Below are 15267 nucleotides of genomic sequence, written 5' to 3'. Positions count from 1 at the left end.
TCCCAAAGGGATTTACGCTGGCGCGGGGTGGAGCAGCCCGGTAGCTCGTCAGGCTCATAACCTGAAGGCCGCAGGTTCAAATCCTGCCCCCGCAACCAAATCCTTATCTCCCCAGAACCTCAACACTATCGCTGGCGGGAAGACTTCATCTTCCCTGGCGATGGTAGCTCCTCGTCCTGCGGACCATAACCTGAAGGCCGCAGGGTCTAAGCCTGACAACGCAACCAAAATCCCTTCCAAAAACACAATAAACATGAGACCTGTCGGCTCGCAGACTTATCCTGTAATAAAAATAGCGACACTGCCGCCCGAGTCCCTCATCGAGTTCGACCAACAGAAAATGGGAGAGGTAAGCTCGTCGGATCCGCTCCGGTTCGAAAGGTTGGTTAGTTCGGCGTGTCCAGAGGCTTTAACGTTCAGTCCGTGGCGAGCAACCGAGCCAATGTCTCCTCAAGCAACTCGGGAACAGCCGGCTTTCCGAGCCACATACCTTTGTCAAATGCGTGCCTTGCCTCATCGTCGACTTCGGCGCCGGAATAGACGACGAAGGGCACGTTTGCGTCGGACAGTGCTGCTACGACATCGATACAGAGACCGTCGTTCAATCTTGGATCGACAACCGCGACTTGGGGCTTGTTGGACGCCAGCCATATCAACGCCTCCGCTTGGGTGTCGAAAGAGGTTACTGAAGATGCGCCGTAGCCCCTGAGCATGTCTTCCATGTCGAGCGCAATGAAAGGCTCGTTTTCGAGGACGAGTACATCTCCAAGCTTCATCGCTGCGGCTCCCCTCCAATCACCACGTTGACCGAGATCTCCGTTCGGGCAATCGCACTTTACCGTGTCGCGAGCTGTTGCGCTGTTCTGTACGCTATCGGACGGTAACATCTGGTGGTCTCAAACGTTCTCCGCCTGAAATGGAGAATAATCTCATGACAGATACCACGGTGAAACGTCGGGCAACGTCAAATCTGGCTCAAAAGATCGAAGCGCGCGCCCGGACAGATAAAATTGCGCGCGAGACGATCGCTGAAGAATCTCGGCGCCGGAATGCCAAGACTGAACGGCTGCGGGTCGCGCGGATTCAGGCACAAGAACAAGAGAGGCAATTGTAATCGTGGGTGATCCGGATTGTCGTTCGATGCCCTGAGGATTTCAGCAACGGCGCCAGACCCTGAAGCCTTGGCGAATGTAAACGTGGGGAACAATCAGCGCAATTACCAGTTGATCACCGAGTTGCCAGTCTCTTCGGATAATGCCCATGACCTATGCCGTCCCTGCACCCGCGCTGCGGGCATTCAAATCTTCCTTCCGCTCAATCCCCCTACATTTCGCCGCTGCCTGTTTCATCGGCGCGCTTCTCACCGATATCGCCTATTGGCGAACGATGCAGATGATGTGGACCAACTTCTCCGCGTGGCTCCTGCTTGCCGGGGCTGTACTTGGTGCCGTCGGATTGCTGGCAGGGATGATCGATGCGGCGCGGGGTCTTCTTGCGCTGAGGACTGCGGCGGGTTGGCTCTATGTTGTCGGGAATCTCATCGTGTTTGGCCTCGCCATCTTCAACTCCTTCGTTCATAGCCGTGACGCCTGGACATCAGTGATGCCGCTCGGATTGGCTCTCTCTGTGGTGACTGTCTTGCTGGTGCTGATCGTTGCAGTGCTGGGCGCGCGCGTTCGACGCCTCGCTGCGGGAGGATGGTAAAATGAAGCTTCTGTCTCAGCGATATCGCATATTCACCGCCGGCCTGTTCGCAAGCGCCGGACTACTGGCGCTAGCCGGGTGCAGTGACAATGAGCCGGAGCCGACGGAGATCGGCCCTAACCCGAAACTTCCGGCCCAGGCCGAATATTTCGTGCCGCCGATGAACGTCGCGAAGGTGGTCGGCTGGAAAGATGGCGAGACACCGAAGGTGGCAGCAGGGCTAAAGGTCCAAGCTCTGGCCACCGGGCTTTCACATCCTCGTTCCGTCTACACGCTTCCAAACGGCGACATTCTGGCCGTCGAATCCACGGCGCCAAAGGGCGAGCCGATCACACGGCCCAAAGACCTGATCGTAGGCTGGGTGCAATCCCTGGCGACAGGAGGTGGCGGTGGCGGTGGCGGAGGCGAGGCCAGCAACCGTATTACGTTACTTCGCGACGCCGATGGAGATGGTGTGGCTGAGACGCGGGAGGTGTTTCTCGATCATCTGAGTTCGCCTTTCGGCGTGGCGCTGGTCGGAGGCGATCTCTATGTCGCCAACACTGACGCAATTATCCGTTACCCCTACCGCGAGGGCGATACCAAAATCAGCGACCCCGGCACGGTTCTCACCGAGCTGCCGGGCGGCCCGATCGACCATCACTGGACGAAGAGCCTCGTGGCTAGCGACGACGGTAACCTGCTTTATGTCGGCGTAGGCTCCAACAGCAACATCACGGAAAACGGCATCGAAGCGGAGAAGAACCGAGCCGCGATCTGGGAGGTCGACCGTCAATCGGGCCGTCACCGGATTTTTGCTGCCGGCCTGCGCAATCCTAACGGATTGAGCCTGGAGCCGCAGACGAAAGCGCTCTGGACCGTCGTGAATGAAAGAGACGAGCTCGGCCCGAACCTCGTGCCAGACTACATGACCTCGGTAAAGGATGGCGGCTTTTATGGCTGGCCATATAGCTATTACGGGCAGAATGTCGATCCGCGCGTGATGCCGCAGCGTCCGGATCTGGTCGCAAAGGCGATCGTCCCCGACTATGCGTTGAGCTCGCACGTCGCCCCGCTCGGCATGGCATTCTATACCGCCAACAATCTGCCCGAGACCTATCGAGGCGGCGCTTTCATTGGCGAGCACGGCAGTTGGAACAGGCATGCCTTCAACGGCTACAAGGTCGTATTCGTGCCATTCAAGGATGGAAAGCCTGATGGCTCGCCGCAGGATGTGGTGACCGGTTTCCTTAGCGATCAAAACCAGGCGCGAGGCCGACCCGTCGGCATTGGCGTTGATGGTAAGGGGGCGTTATTGGTCGCCGATGACGTCGGCAACACGATCTGGCGGGTGACCGCGCAGTGAACCGATACGATCGGCCGGTGAGAAGCCGGTGATTGCGCGGCGACGCATTGCGACAGAGGCCAGCAATTCGCTGACTGTTCTCGGCGTCTATTTCTGGCTGAGGCCGAAAATCGAACGGTCGTTGTTCGAGATCAGAAGACGGCCAGTTTGCGGGCGATCGGTTGTGTTTTTGGCCGGCCGCGCCTAAACATCGTTGAGATGTCAAAACGATCAGGCAGCGCCGACTTGCCGCTTCACGGCGGACGCGTTCCCCCATGGCTGGGCGAGCGCATGACCAAGCTTGGCGTTCTTATCGCGGAAGCGATTATCCACCACTATGGCCGCGATGAGTTCTTGCGCCGACTATCTCACCCGTTCTGGTTCCAGTCGTTTGGATCCGTCATGGGCATGGACTGGCACTCTTCCGGTATCACGACCAGTGTGCTGGGGTCGCTAAAACGCGGTTTGAAACCGCGGGCCAGGGAGCTTGGGCTCCATGTCTGCGGTGGCCGCGGCTCCCATTCGCGGAAAACGCCGGACGAACTTGTTGATGTCGGGCATCGCGTGGGTCTCGATGGCGCCGGGCTCGCCAATGTCAGCCGCCTCGTGGCGAAGGTTGATAGCGCTGCGGTTCAGGACGGATTTGATCTCTACCTGCATGGCTTCATCGTTGCCGACGACGGCAAGTGGGTTGTCGTGCAGCAGGGGATGAACGACGCGACCCGCCACGCGAGACGGTATCATTGGCTTTCCGAGGGGCTGGAAAGCTTCATCGATTCTCCGCACAGCGCGATCGAGGGGCGAACGCAGGGCGATATCATCAATCTCGCCGACAAGCGCGCGGAGCGTTCTCGCGGTGGACAACTGGATATCCTTGCTTCGCTCGGACCGGATAGAATTGTTCGGGAAGCGTCCGCGCTCGCCCGCAAAGTCGAGGCAGTACCTGCGCCGGAACCGACACAACTGTCGCTGCCACACCTGGTCATGCCCGCTCATCACGATGTCCGCGAGACGGATGTTAACATGAAGCGGCTGCATGGCAGCCTGGCGGCAGCGGCGGATCGCGGTCCCGTCGACTTCCAGGAGTTGCTGATGGTCCCAGGCGTGGGAGCGCGAACGGTCCGGGCGCTTGCGATGGTGGCGGAAGTGGTCCACGGCGCTCCCTGTCGTTTTTCAGATCCCGCGCGATTTTCGATCGCTCATGGCGGCAAGGACCGGCATCCGTTTCCGGTGCCGCTGAAGGTCTATGACGAAACTATCAGCGTCATGAGATCAGCCGTTGCGAAGGGGCGACTTGGGCGCGAGGAAGAACTTGCAGCCCTGCAACGCCTGGATATCCAGGCGCGGCAGCTTGAGCGTTATGTCACGGGGCCTGATCTCAAGGAGATCATCGCGGGCGAATTCCGAGATAGCGCGAGCTTCGGCGGCCGCAGCGTGTTCGGCTGGGAGGAATGACCGGTCGCATCTTGGCTGGTCATTCTCAAAGTGCTCTTGATGCTAGATCATGATCTCGCCGCCGGTCACTGGAATGACCGCGCCGGTCATGTAGCTCCCGAGCTCAGATGCCAGGAGCACATAGGCGCCCGCCAATTCCGCCGGCTGACCGGCGCGGCCGATCAGTGTTTGCTCGCCGAACTTGGTGGTCTTCTCCGGTGGCATCGTGGATGGAATCAGCGGCGTCCAGATTGGCCCCGGCGCCACGGCGTTGACCCGAATGCCTTTCTCGGCGACCATTTCCGCTAGTCCAGCGGTGAAATTTGAAATGGCGCCCTTGGTTGACGCGTAGGCAAGCAGGTGTGCCGACGGTTGTCGAGACTGGATTGATGTCGTGTTTATGATCGAACTGCCTGAGCGCATGTAAGGAATGGCGGCCTTCGACAAGAAGAATGGCGCGTAAATATTGGTCCGAAACGTCCGGTCCCATTCCTCGTCAGTGATGTCCCCGATATCGGCGTAGGTCCGCTGAAACGCGGCGTTGTTCACAAGGACGTCGATGGCGCCAAGTTCTCGCACAGTGTGCTGGACGAGATCCTTGCAGTGATCTTCCGACGTGATATCGCCTGGGACGACGACCGCCTGCCGGCCTGCGTCGCGGACCCACTTTGCCGTATCCTCGGCATCCTCTGTTTCGTCGAGGAAGGAAATCACGATATCGGCACCCTCACGGGCAAACGCTATCGCCACTGCCTTGCCGATGCCCGAATCCGCCCCCGTGATTAGGGCGACCTTTCCATCGAGCCTTCCGTTACCGCGGTAGGAACGCTCACCGTGGTCGGGAATGGGCTGCATCTGTGCCGTGCTGCCGGGTGGCTGTTGTCGCTGTTCGGGGTAGGGCGGTGCTGGTCTGCGGTCATCGCTCATGATTGCCTCCTGTCGCTGTTGGGAACCAAACCTCCGCGAGCGACAACAGTTCCTCATAACGACCATTTTCACGCCGGCGACTTTGGTCGTGATGGAACCTGTCTCCGAACTCTAAGTTTGCATTTGGAGATCGCGCTTGTGTCAACCGGACGCGACAGGGATGGTGAACGCAGCGGTTTTTCCGGTTTCTCGCTGCGGGCAACGAAACGCCAGGCGAGCATCCCACCTGTCCAAGCTGCGATTTCGCCTACGAGGTACCGGGCCGAGGGACGCAAGGAACAAAGCTGCGGTGGCGAAGTTAGGTTTCGTAGCAAAGGAGAATGCTAATGAATCATACAAATCACGTGCGTCTCAGCGCTGCCGAGTTGACGGCCGAAAATCTTCAAGGAGCGACCGTCTATGGCGCTGACGACCACAAGGTCGGCTCCGTGGATCACATCCACGGAACGAACTCGGTCGTTATCGATGTCGGCGGTTTTCTCGGGATCGGTGCGAAGCCGGTAGCCGTTCCGTTTTCGGACCTCGACTGGATGCGCGACGAAGATGGCGATGTCCACGCGGTGACAAGCTGGACGAAAGATCAGCTAAAGGCGATGCCCGAGCATCGCGATTGAGAAGGCTGGCCCGGTTCAATGCCGGGCCTTTTCATGGCCTATTTTTTGATCCCCGCGTGGCCTGCCTTGGTGCGATCCACATTCGCTACCGTCGTCGGTCACAAGCGAAGCTTAGCCTGCTAATGCCGGGCAAAGTTTGTACGGTAATGACAGAACCAGCGCGCGCTGGAACCTTCCGCGGGGAGCGATGTTTCTTTGCATCTGCAGGGAGGGAAACATGCCGATCACCAAGTGGGGAAATCCAGTTATCATCGTGAATGGGGTAAGCCGGGAGACTGTAGCAGGTCCCTTTGAAGCTATGATCCATCTGACGGATGGCTGGCCAGAGCGCACCAGCGCGTCATTTATCGAGGCTCGAAACGCGTGCCGTGCTGCAGTGGCAGGCCGCATCGACGGCGATGTCGCTCGCACCAAGTTTTTAGCTGCGGTGGAAGCGGCCAAGTTGCGTGTGCACTGACATTCATTTTCGTCGGGTACATTAGGAGCCGCTGCTTGGCGGGCTTCCAACTGAAAATGTTTCATCTGTGCGCTACCGTACAAAATTCGGCGGACGACTGCGGCTCGTTATACTCGTGGAGCATACGGGCGGCCAGCCATTCTTTAAATCGTCGTCAGCTCAAACCTGACGCGACTTGTGCTTGGCTGTCCTTGCCTTCCGCCGACTCCTTCATATTTCCCAAAGACAAACGCCCCTTGGCGACGAACTTCCAGGAACACACCTTGCCAGCAACTCTTTCTTCCGGAAACAAAGGCCTTGATATCATCCTGAAGGGTGGATTGCCGTCACGGCGCCTTTACCTTGTTGAAGGAGCGCCAGGTTCGGGGAAGACCACGCTGGCGCTTCAGTTTTTGCGAGAAGGCGTCCGTCAGGGTGAGCGAGCGCTCTATATCACGCTGTCGGAAACGGAGGAGGAATTGTCCGCCGTCGCGAACTCCCATGGGTGGGACATAAAGGAGTTCGACGTCTTTGAATTCAATTCGGCGTCGGACATTTTCGGCGAAGGACGCGAACAATCCATCCTGCATCCATGGGAGATGGAGCTGACCGAGACGATCCGGTTGATCCAGGATGAAGTCGAACGGGTCAAGCCGAAACGGGTGGTGTTCGACAGCCTCTCCGAAATGCGCCTGTTGGCACAAGACCCGCTGCGCTATCGCCGGCAGGTTCTTGCATTGAAGCAGTTTTTCTCGGGACGCGACACGACCGTGCTTCTGATTGACGACATGACCGGCAACGCGGAAGAGCGGGATGCTCACCTCCATAGTCTCTGTCATGGTGTCATCACCCTCGAACGTCTGACGTTGGATTTCGGCGCCGCCCGCCGCCGCATGCAGGTGCAGAAGCTGCGTGGCGTCGATTTCACCGCCGGATACCACGACTTCACCATTAAGAAAGGTGGGCTCGAAATCTATCCGCGCCTCATCGCCGCCGCCCATCACGCGGATTTTTCCGGAGAAGTGACGGCGAGCGGCGTGGTCGAGTTGGACCGTCTTTTGGGCGGTGGTCCGCGACGGGGAACCAGTACGCTTCTGACCGGGCCGGCCGGCTGCGGCAAGACCACGATCGCCCTGCAATATCTCTTCGCAGCCTGTGAGCGCGGCGAGCCTTGTATTGTTTATGAATTCGACGAACGGATCGGAACGCTGCTTGCCCGTGCCAAGGCATTCAGCCTCGACCTTCAGCCCCATATGGATAGCGGTCTGCTCGTTGTCGAGCAGGTCGACCCGGCGGAGATTTCTCCCGGCGAGTTTGCGACCCGCGTTCGCAGTGAAGTGGAGGCGAGGGGCGCGCGGGTGGTGGTGATCGACAGCCTGAACGGCTACATGGCCGCCATGCCGCAGGAGCAGCACCTGATCTTGCAGATGCACGAACTGCTGTCCTATCTCAGCCAGAAAGGCGTCGTGACTTTCCTGATCAACCCGCAGAACGGTCTCGTTGGAAGCATGTCGACCAACCTGAATGTGTCCTACATTGCGGATACCGTGGTGTTGCTTCGCTTCTTTGAGGCGGAAGGGCGTGTCAGAAAAGCAATATCCGTGTTGAAGAACCGCAGCGGAATGCATGAGGACACCATTCGCGAACTGCGCATTGATAGTGGCGGCATCAGGGTTGGCGAGCCGCTTGCGCAGTTCAGGGGAATTCTGACGGGGACACCCGAATACATGGGCGCGCGAGCCCCGCTGATGGAAGATCGCGAACGTGATGGCTGAGCGACTGCGAGAAGGTCGCCGAATTCTCGTCAGTGCTCCGTTTGGGCGCGATGCCGATAGCGTCGCGACGCTTTTACGACAGGAAGACTACGACGTCGTCGTCTGTCGCGATATCGCCGAGGTGGCCAACGCGATCGACGAGAGTATTGGCGCAATCCTCCTCACGGAAGAAGCCCTCGTCAAGGATGTCGATAAGCTCAGGTCGGCGCTGGACGCTCAGCCTTCGTGGTCAGATGTTCCTTTCGTGCTTCTGGCAGCGCCTCGCACCAGCCGAACGCCGAACGGGCGTCTGTCGCAGTTGGCGCTGTTTGATCTCGCAAGCAATAGCGTGGTTCTGGAACGGCCGCTTGGAAGGGCCTCGCTTTTCAGTGCCGTGGCATCTGCAATGCGATTGCGCTCCAAGCAGTTTCAGATGCGTGACCGCCTGGCGGAACTGGACGAGAGCGAAACCCGGCTACGCCTTGCCACCAGTGCCGCTGGTGTCGGCACTTGGGATTTCGACCTCATCACCGGTGAGCTGAGATGGGACAAGCGCTGCCGGGCGATGTTCGGAATTCTCTCCGATCGACAGGTTTCCTACGAAGCGGGCTTTTTGGCCGGACTACACCCCGACGACCGCGAGAGGTCAGACCAAGCCGTCAAGGATGCGCTGCGGCCCGGCGGTTCAGGAGAATATGAGATCGACTACCGGACGATCGGCATAGAAGACGGTGTCGAACGCTGGATCGCGGCGAAAGGCGGTACAATTTTCGTTGACGGCAAGGCCGTTCGGTTCGTCGGCACGGCCATCGACATCAGTGAACGCAAGCGGACGCAGGAGGCGCTAACTAGGTCGGAGGCTGCATTGCGTCTCGAGCGTGAGGCGCTCGATGATCTCAACCGAAATCTCGAGGCGCGTGTCGCGCAGCGCACCGCGGAACTCGAGGAGGAGATGGGGGCGCGCAGCCGGGCCGAGGAAGCGCTTCGCCAGGCGCAGAAGATGGAAGCGATTGGCCAGTTGACTGGCGGGATCGCTCACGATTTCAACAATATGCTGACCGGTATTATCGGCGGTATCAATCTCGCCAAGCGCCGCATCGCTTCCGGTCGCGTCGAGGAGGTTGGGCGCTTCATGGATGCCGCCACGGAGTCGGCGCACAGGGCCGCTGCGCTCATTGCCAGACTTCTTGCCTTCTCGCGCCGGCAGACTCTCGACGCAACGTCGCTTGACGTGGCAGCTCAGCTCCTCGCTACGAAGGAACTCCTGGAACGAACCCTTCCTGAAACCATCGCAATAGAGCTGAAAGTCACGGCTGACGTGGGATATGCCATGGCGGACGCCAATCAGCTTGAAAGCGCTCTGCTGAACCTTGCGGTCAACGCGCGCGACGCCATGCCTGATGGCGGGCGTCTTACGATCACCGCGGAGCAATGCCGGGTCGCGGCATCGGAAGCCGGTGGGCTTGACGCGGGGAACTACGTGATGATCGCCGTAGACGATACCGGCGTGGGGATGCCCCCGGAAATTCTGGAGAAGGTCTTCGATCCTTTTTTCACGACAAAGCCGATCGGGCAGGGCACCGGTTTGGGCTTGTCAATGATTTACGGCTTCGCGCAGCAGTCGGGCGGTCAGGTCCGCATTGACAGTTCCCCCGGACGAGGCACGTCGATCAAGCTTTATCTGCCGGCTGCATTGGGCGCTGAGACGCAAGAAGAGCAAGGCGATGCCGAAAGCCCTTCGGAGGGCAGCGGCCAGACCGTGCTCGTCGTCGAAGACGACGACGCTGTTCGTCTGTTGATATGCGAGGTACTCACCGACCTGTCATATCGTGTTCTTGAGGCCGAGGACGCCGATGCCGCGCTTCGCACACTGACTGCGACGGGGAAAATCGATCTTATGGTTTCGGATGTTGGCCTGCCAGGCATGAACGGCAGGCAGCTTGCCGACGTTGCGCGTCAGCATAGGCCGGATCTGCCGGTTCTCTTCGTCACCGGATATGCGGAAAACGCTGCCACCAAGGCAAGCTTCCTGGGAGCCAACATGGCTATGATCGGTAAGCCCTTCGCTGTTGAAGCGCTTGCATCGAAGATCAGTGAGATGGTGAACCCTGCCCAAGGGGTCGAGCAAGCGTAGCTGCTTAGGGCACATAATCAGAGACCACAGGGCCCGCTTCTGCAGGCCCTGGTAGCCGTGTTGCCAGCCGGGCGACCGAACGCCTCATCTACTTGCAGGTATTTGCCGGGTCGGTGCCGGTTGCATTGTTGGTGGTCGATGGATTGGTCGTTCCGCCAGCACTGCGTCTTGCGCAGTCATTGGCGTCGCCCCCGGATGCGCCGGAATTCTGGCCATTCATGTTGGTGTCGTTGTTCATTCCATTGCCAGTGTTCTGACCGCTGCCGCCGTTGCCGCTATTCGAGCCGGCACCGTTCGTGCCGCCTGTTACGCCGGTGCCGGTGCCGCTTGAGGCGCCAGAGCCTCCAGAGCCGGTACCGCCACTTCCCGATCCTCCGGATGACTGGGCCATGGCGGATGTCGCCAAGCCAATCGACAGAAATGAGACCGCGAGAATTTTCGTGAGCATCGGGATTTCCTCCATTTGATTGCTTACCCGAACCCAACTTGGAGAAGAGGTAGTAGTTCCCGCGAGAGGGACAAAGTCTGTCTAAGCGCGAGGTACCCACGCTACCCCGCAATGCATCTGATGCAGAAATGTCTGCCAGCGTACCCAAGAACATCAAGAACGGCAGGATGTTATACAGCCGACATATTTCAGCGTGTGAGGAATGTTCGCATGCCTCATCCGGTATCATCGAAGTCTCATGTTCGCCTCTGACCAATCAACCATGCACAACCGGCTGTTGGCTCGCCTGCCTAACGCAGAATTTCAAGCTATCCTTGGCAGTCTGGAAATGATCGACCTTCGACAGGGTCACGTCATCGTCAACGCGAACGGGCCCATCGACTACGTCTATTTTTTGTGTAGCGGTATCGGTTCAGTCATCACCGTGTCTTCGGATGGAAATCAGGCGGAGGCGGGGATGTTCGGGCGAGAAGGATTTTCTCCTACATCAGCGGGCGTCGGCGGGACTGTGAGTGTCCACGAGGTGCTGATGCAGGTCGCCGGTTGGGGCTACAGGATGACGTTGGACGCAACGCTCGAAGCAATCGCGTCCTATCCCAACTTCGCAAACCTCCTTGCGAGGTTCATCCAGACGTTTGCATCGCAGATCTCCTACACGGTGCTGTCGAACGTCAACTACCAGATCGACATACGGCTTGCCCGATGGCTTCTCATGTCACATGACCGCGTCGATGGTGACGAGATAGCGCTAACCCATGACTTCATTTCCCTGATGCTCGGTGTCAGGCGCCCGAGTGTCACGACTGCTCTGCACGTTCTTGAGGGAGAGAAATTCATCCGCTCCGAACGAGGTCTCATCACCATTCGCGACAGACGTGGGTTGGAGGAGTTTGCCGGCGATTCCTATGGCAGGCCCGAGGAAGAGTATCGGCGCCTCATTGGAAAATTCTAGCGCGGCAGATCGGACGGGCATGCAGCCGACGTTGGCTGACGTCCTATGCCGTTCTGTACGCTGGCAGACGATCGATTGCCTTCCGTTCATCGCCCTATATTCTTGGCCGCATGCAAAAAGCAGAGAGCCCACAGCTTCGCCGGCGCGAGTCCATCAGTGCTGAGGAGCGGCAGAGACGACGTGAAGCAACCTCGGAGAACGCACTGGCTGCAATCAAGGCCGAGGCGGAAGCGCGGCGCCTGAAGACAGAGCGCCTTCGAGCTGCGCGCGAGGCCGCTCCGCCTCCAAACGACGACGATGCCGTTGATCAGGTATGACGTTACGGTCGGTCACCTGAGGACTTAGTCAAATTTGATGACGTCTCGGAATGGAACTGTACTGAGAACGTTTCCCTTTTCGTCGGTAATCTCAAATCGCATCCCATCTATACGCTGATCATACAAAATAAGTTCGGCGACCATTTCGCGCGCGGATTTCGTTGCTTCTCGCCTCGCTGCTTCGAGCGATGGAAGGTCAATCCCTTCGTCGTCGGCATCGAAACTCTCGTCTGAACGGACATTGAAATAGAAAAGCATTTTGTCCTCCATAAGCGGACGAAACGAAGGCTGGCGGTCAGCGGTTCCATGGAAAGTAAACGGCATCAGCCGCTTATGGGACTCTCTAAAGCTCATTCTTCGTACCGGCGCCGAGCAAGCGCTCGAACTCGCGTTCAGGCAGCCCATAACAACCGGCCGCAAATCGCTCCAGACCCCTGCGGTTAATGACGATGATCGTTCCGCGGTTCGAACGAATAAGTTTGTGGCCTTCGAGAATGTGAAGCGCTGTCGTCACACTCGGTCGACGGATGCCGAGGAGAAAGGCGATGTATTCGTGCGTGATCTCAAGGACGTCTGCTTTCACCCGGTCGTGGCACATGAGTATCCAGCGAGCCAACCGCTTCTCGACACGAAATTTGGCGTTGGCGAGCGCGGTGTAAGAGACCTGCACGGCGAAAACGTGCATGAACTTGATGAACGGGATTTGAAGCGTGGCGCTTTGTTCAGTCGCCTCGCGCATCCTGTCCACGGCGATACGATATCCGCGGCCAGCAACCTGCATTTCTATGAGGTATGGCACCACCCTGTCGCCAATGACCGTTGATGTCGGCACAAACCCTTCGCTGCCAAACATACCGGCCTCCGCCTTCTTCCCGTCGGGGAGCACGCTCATTACGGCGCCGATACCACTATTGGGAAAGTAGACGTACTCAAGCAAGGTGTCAGGGCGAGCGATTGGAAATCGGGAAGGCATTTCAACTTCTTCCAGATATGGTGCCAGAAGCTTAAAATCCTGGTCGCTCAAGGATCGCAGAATCCGGTTTGACATCTGTGCTTTTTGCATTCGTTCGATCAACTCCGCCTGTCGATGCGCGTCACGGCTCTGACGCACCGCACTATCAAATTGTCAGGACAATTCGGACGACAAGGTCGAAGGGAGGAAAATGCTCGCTAGTGTCACGCGTGAAGGTCGACGGTTACTCGCTTTTATTGAGCTACACTCGGGACACACCGTGTTTCCACAAAACGCCAAAGTGCGGCGCCTATGATCGCCGGCAGGGACCAGCAGACACTGCATCAGTTTCAACCACTGCCCGGCGAGACGCTGGCCTCGTCCTTTTCGGGCAACGAACCTGTCCCTGGGGTCTTCGTCTCGTCGGTGAGATGATCTTGTGCATGCGGACCGGCGGCCGGGTGATCCTGAGGTTTTGCAGGCTTTCTGTCCGTTTCCTCGATCTCGCGTTGCGCCTTCTTGTCCTTGTCCATGACGCACTCCCTCGATCAAACCCGAGGAATGGGCTGGTCCAACCGGAGCCCGCCCATTTCACGCTCTTCGGGAGACTTCTCACCCTCAGCGACGTCGCGTTGATGGCCCGTAGGCAAAACGTCGTCGCGAATGTCGTCGGGCAGTTCCTGATCCAGTTCGTAGGCGCGAACGCGGGGCGAGGTTTCATGGGTGCTGCGCGCGTAGGTGCCTACGCCTGCTGCTTGCGTGGCTGCCTCTGCCTCATTGAGACCTGGCTCGCCGGTAAAGCTCGGGGCCGCCGTGACTTGGCTCGCTGTCCAGCCGTCTTCTCTCCATAGGTCGGCGCGCTCGTCCATGTCGATGGCGCCATGCTCGTCCAGAATGTCATGGGCGGTTTCGTATGTCGCATCGTCGACCGAGGCCGATACCAGGAAGCCACCCCGGCGAAGGCCTTCCGCATACATGGAGCGGTCCTCGTCAGGAAAGAACCAGTCCTTCAGCGCATCGAAGAAACCGCCGCGATCGTCTGCCGCGACATTGGCTTTCTCGGCATCAGCTTCGTAGCCGGCCATGAGGCGGGCATTTGCGACGCCCGCATCGTTGAGACGCTCGACAGCACTTTCTGCGTCGGATCGGGTGCCAAAGAATGCGGTGAGGGTGCTTTTCGCGATGCCGTGCGAGGCGTCGCTCGTGTTTTCGTTGTAAAGGTTGGCCATGGTTTCCTCCATCCATTGATATTCGGGCAACTCGCATGGGGCACCAATGTTCCGTGTGTTGCTGGAAGTTGACTCAGTTTGGCTCTGGGGAGCGCGGCTTCCGGGGGGAGTCTACCCGCGCGGTATGTCGACCTGGCCATTCTGCTCGCCATCCCAATAATATACGGACGACGCCGACACCTTTATCAGGACGAGGCCGGGCGTTTGGGTGCCATCAGGGAACCAGCGGCCGAGACCGGAAACCCAATGCGCTTCGAAGACCTCCTTATCCCTGACGATCGACGCCATTCCTTGGATCGCGATGAAGATGCCCGGCTTGCCCAGAAGGCTCGGAGGCTCCGTGAAGGTAAGAGAGACATCATCGATGCCGTTGATCTCGCTGATCTTGCGAGTGTCCTCATAAGAGAAGAACCAGGAAACGCCGTCGTACTCCACGTCGCCATTGTTGCTCATCGGGCGGCTGGAAATTTTACCCGACCCGCTCTGGGTCGATAGCATGCAGAAGTCGATCTTCCTGATCTTGGATGCGAGGTCTTCGAAAGTCATCGTGGACATGGCTGATCTCCCGTTTTCGTGTGCGGGATATCGTCCACGAGACCCGATTGTTCCGATACGCAGCAAACCTTTTGCGCAGACCGACGTTGTGTCTGTGGGCAACGAGGAGATCAGCAATGACCCAATTTGAAAACAGACAGAGCGAAAAGGTGACCGAAACCGCAACCGAGGCCAGACAGGGCAGCTATGGCAGGCCGGTCTTGATGGTGCTGGTCTGCAGTCTCGTCCTTGCGCTGCTTGCATGGGGTGGCGTTGAAATGTGGGGTGAGCGTCAGGACACCGACACCAACCCGACGGCGTCAACCAAGCAGGATCCGATCAATTCTCAGCCATCGGGACCCGGCGCCTTCGACAACAACGCGGCTGATGGTAGTGGCCGCCCCCCGCAGGCGACTGATCGCAGCCCCAACCCCTAGGGTTATGGAGGCACACCAACGCAGGTAACGATGCCAAAAAGCTTTGCAGTAGCTTTGCCCGCGCCAGCACA

At 58.6% G+C, this 15267-nt stretch carries 18 protein-coding genes and 1 tRNA gene; 11 read left to right on the top strand and 8 right to left on the bottom strand.

All coding sequences use genetic code 11. From position 1 onward, the window contains the following. Positions 1-21: 21 nt before the first annotated feature. Positions 22-98, top strand: a tRNA-Met gene (locus J5286_RS10570). Positions 99-416: 318 nt separating this feature from the next. On the opposite strand, the gene J5286_RS10565 is transcribed toward J5286_RS10570, so the two are convergent. After that, on the bottom strand, positions 417-776 hold the full coding sequence (locus tag J5286_RS10565) for a response regulator (protein ID WP_209190294.1): 360 nt from the start codon (positions 774-776) through the stop codon (positions 417-419). A gap of 155 nt (positions 777-931) precedes the next feature. Here J5286_RS10565 and J5286_RS10560 point away from each other — a divergent pair, with 155 nt between their 5' ends. From J5286_RS10560 to J5286_RS10545, 4 genes are all read left to right on the top strand, one after another. Further along, positions 932-1114: a hypothetical protein gene (locus J5286_RS10560; protein ID WP_209190293.1), complete on the top strand. Its 183-nt coding sequence runs from the start codon at positions 932-934 to the stop codon at positions 1112-1114. A gap of 146 nt (positions 1115-1260) precedes the next feature. Beyond that, entirely contained in the window at positions 1261-1704 is a 444-nt protein-coding gene (locus J5286_RS10555) for a DUF2231 domain-containing protein (protein WP_209190292.1), read from the top strand. A 1-nt stretch (position 1705) separates the two neighbouring features. Next, positions 1706-3049, top strand: coding sequence for a PQQ-dependent sugar dehydrogenase (locus J5286_RS10550; RefSeq protein WP_209190291.1), 1344 nt, complete (start codon positions 1706-1708; stop codon positions 3047-3049). Between the two features lie 198 nt (positions 3050-3247). Further along, on the top strand, positions 3248-4483 hold the full coding sequence (locus J5286_RS10545) for a DUF763 domain-containing protein (RefSeq protein WP_209190290.1): 1236 nt from the start codon (positions 3248-3250) through the stop codon (positions 4481-4483). A 42-nt stretch (positions 4484-4525) separates the two neighbouring features. Here J5286_RS10545 and J5286_RS10540 read toward each other — a convergent pair whose 3' ends face one another. Further along, positions 4526-5389: an SDR family oxidoreductase gene (locus tag J5286_RS10540; RefSeq protein ID WP_209190289.1), complete on the bottom strand. Its 864-nt coding sequence runs from the start codon at positions 5387-5389 to the stop codon at positions 4526-4528. A gap of 326 nt (positions 5390-5715) precedes the next feature. Between J5286_RS10540 and J5286_RS10535 the strand changes: the two genes are divergently transcribed. The 4 genes from J5286_RS10535 to J5286_RS10520 all read left to right on the top strand — a co-directional run bounded on the left by J5286_RS10535 (position 5716) and on the right by J5286_RS10520 (position 10327). Beyond that, entirely contained in the window at positions 5716-6003 is a 288-nt protein-coding gene (locus tag J5286_RS10535; protein ID WP_209190288.1) for a PRC-barrel domain-containing protein, read from the top strand. 217 nt (positions 6004-6220) lie between these two features. Then, on the top strand, positions 6221-6460 hold the full coding sequence (locus tag J5286_RS10530) for a DUF982 domain-containing protein (RefSeq protein ID WP_209190287.1): 240 nt from the start codon (positions 6221-6223) through the stop codon (positions 6458-6460). Positions 6461-6723: 263 nt separating this feature from the next. After that, a complete protein-coding gene (locus J5286_RS10525) occupies positions 6724-8214 on the top strand; it encodes an ATPase domain-containing protein (protein ID WP_209190317.1) in 1491 nt (496 codons plus the stop codon). Then, a complete protein-coding gene (locus J5286_RS10520; protein WP_209190286.1) occupies positions 8207-10327 on the top strand; it encodes an ATP-binding protein in 2121 nt (706 codons plus the stop codon). The genes J5286_RS10525 and J5286_RS10520 overlap by 8 nt, the downstream gene beginning before the upstream one ends. Before the next feature lie 88 nt (positions 10328-10415). Here J5286_RS10520 and J5286_RS10515 read toward each other — a convergent pair whose 3' ends face one another. Next, a complete protein-coding gene (locus J5286_RS10515) occupies positions 10416-10775 on the bottom strand; it encodes an oxidoreductase (RefSeq protein WP_209190285.1) in 360 nt (119 codons plus the stop codon). A 238-nt stretch (positions 10776-11013) separates the two neighbouring features. Here J5286_RS10515 and J5286_RS10510 point away from each other — a divergent pair, with 238 nt between their 5' ends. After that, positions 11014-11727 carry a Crp/Fnr family transcriptional regulator gene (locus J5286_RS10510; protein ID WP_209190284.1) on the top strand — a complete coding sequence of 238 codons (714 nt, stop codon included), beginning with the start codon at positions 11014-11016 and terminating at the stop codon, positions 11725-11727. A gap of 341 nt (positions 11728-12068) precedes the next feature. Here the strand turns inward: J5286_RS10510 and J5286_RS10505 are convergent, their stop codons facing one another. From J5286_RS10505 to J5286_RS10485, 5 genes are all read right to left on the bottom strand, one after another. Next, positions 12069-12398 carry a DUF6894 family protein gene (locus J5286_RS10505; RefSeq protein WP_245205694.1) on the bottom strand — a complete coding sequence of 110 codons (330 nt, stop codon included), beginning with the start codon at positions 12396-12398 and terminating at the stop codon, positions 12069-12071. Next, positions 12388-13107, bottom strand: a complete 720-nt coding sequence (locus J5286_RS10500; RefSeq protein WP_245205692.1) for a Crp/Fnr family transcriptional regulator — start codon at positions 13105-13107, stop codon at positions 12388-12390. Before J5286_RS10500 ends, J5286_RS10505 begins: the two co-directional genes overlap by 11 nt. Before the next feature lie 239 nt (positions 13108-13346). Beyond that, entirely contained in the window at positions 13347-13529 is a 183-nt protein-coding gene (locus J5286_RS10495; RefSeq protein ID WP_209190283.1) for a hypothetical protein, read from the bottom strand. Between the two features lie 15 nt (positions 13530-13544). Next, a complete protein-coding gene (locus tag J5286_RS10490; RefSeq protein WP_209190282.1) occupies positions 13545-14225 on the bottom strand; it encodes a hypothetical protein in 681 nt (226 codons plus the stop codon). 111 nt (positions 14226-14336) lie between these two features. Further along, positions 14337-14780 (bottom strand): pyridoxamine 5'-phosphate oxidase family protein, encoded by a 444-nt coding sequence (locus J5286_RS10485; RefSeq protein WP_209190281.1) that lies wholly within the window; start codon positions 14778-14780, stop codon positions 14337-14339. Positions 14781-14896: 116 nt separating this feature from the next. Between J5286_RS10485 and J5286_RS10480 the strand changes: the two genes are divergently transcribed. Further along, positions 14897-15196 carry a hypothetical protein gene (locus tag J5286_RS10480; RefSeq protein ID WP_209190280.1) on the top strand — a complete coding sequence of 100 codons (300 nt, stop codon included), beginning with the start codon at positions 14897-14899 and terminating at the stop codon, positions 15194-15196. The last annotated feature ends 71 nt before the right edge of the window (positions 15197-15267 follow it).

The organism is Rhizobium sp. 16-488-2b (genome assembly GCF_017741815.1).
Taxonomy (GTDB): Bacteria; Pseudomonadota; Alphaproteobacteria; order Rhizobiales; family Rhizobiaceae; genus Rhizobium.
This window is presented reverse-complemented; position numbering and strand designations above follow the sequence as displayed.

Coding starts and splice junctions, on each gene's coding strand:
- J5286_RS10510 (WP_209190284.1), top strand. CDS start 11,014: ATGTTCGCCTCTGACCAATCAACCATGCACAACCGGCTGTTGGCTCGC.
- J5286_RS10560 (WP_209190293.1), top strand. CDS start 932: ATGACAGATACCACGGTGAAACGTCGGGCAACGTCAAATCTGGCTCAA.
- J5286_RS10540 (WP_209190289.1), bottom strand. CDS start 5,389: ATGAGCGATGACCGCAGACCAGCACCGCCCTACCCCGAACAGCGACAA.
- J5286_RS10495 (WP_209190283.1), bottom strand. CDS start 13,529: ATGGACAAGGACAAGAAGGCGCAACGCGAGATCGAGGAAACGGACAGA.
- J5286_RS10515 (WP_209190285.1), bottom strand. CDS start 10,775: ATGCTCACGAAAATTCTCGCGGTCTCATTTCTGTCGATTGGCTTGGCG.
- J5286_RS10545 (WP_209190290.1), top strand. CDS start 3,248: ATGTCAAAACGATCAGGCAGCGCCGACTTGCCGCTTCACGGCGGACGC.
- J5286_RS10555 (WP_209190292.1), top strand. CDS start 1,261: ATGACCTATGCCGTCCCTGCACCCGCGCTGCGGGCATTCAAATCTTCC.
- J5286_RS10550 (WP_209190291.1), top strand. CDS start 1,706: ATGAAGCTTCTGTCTCAGCGATATCGCATATTCACCGCCGGCCTGTTC.
- J5286_RS10505 (WP_245205694.1), bottom strand. CDS start 12,398: ATGAGCTTTAGAGAGTCCCATAAGCGGCTGATGCCGTTTACTTTCCAT.
- J5286_RS10485 (WP_209190281.1), bottom strand. CDS start 14,780: ATGTCCACGATGACTTTCGAAGACCTCGCATCCAAGATCAGGAAGATC.
- J5286_RS10530 (WP_209190287.1), top strand. CDS start 6,221: ATGCCGATCACCAAGTGGGGAAATCCAGTTATCATCGTGAATGGGGTA.
- J5286_RS10520 (WP_209190286.1), top strand. CDS start 8,207: ATGGCTGAGCGACTGCGAGAAGGTCGCCGAATTCTCGTCAGTGCTCCG.
- J5286_RS10565 (WP_209190294.1), bottom strand. CDS start 776: ATGAAGCTTGGAGATGTACTCGTCCTCGAAAACGAGCCTTTCATTGCG.
- J5286_RS10480 (WP_209190280.1), top strand. CDS start 14,897: ATGACCCAATTTGAAAACAGACAGAGCGAAAAGGTGACCGAAACCGCA.
- J5286_RS10535 (WP_209190288.1), top strand. CDS start 5,716: ATGAATCATACAAATCACGTGCGTCTCAGCGCTGCCGAGTTGACGGCC.
- J5286_RS10490 (WP_209190282.1), bottom strand. CDS start 14,225: ATGGCCAACCTTTACAACGAAAACACGAGCGACGCCTCGCACGGCATC.
- J5286_RS10500 (WP_245205692.1), bottom strand. CDS start 13,107: ATGCAAAAAGCACAGATGTCAAACCGGATTCTGCGATCCTTGAGCGAC.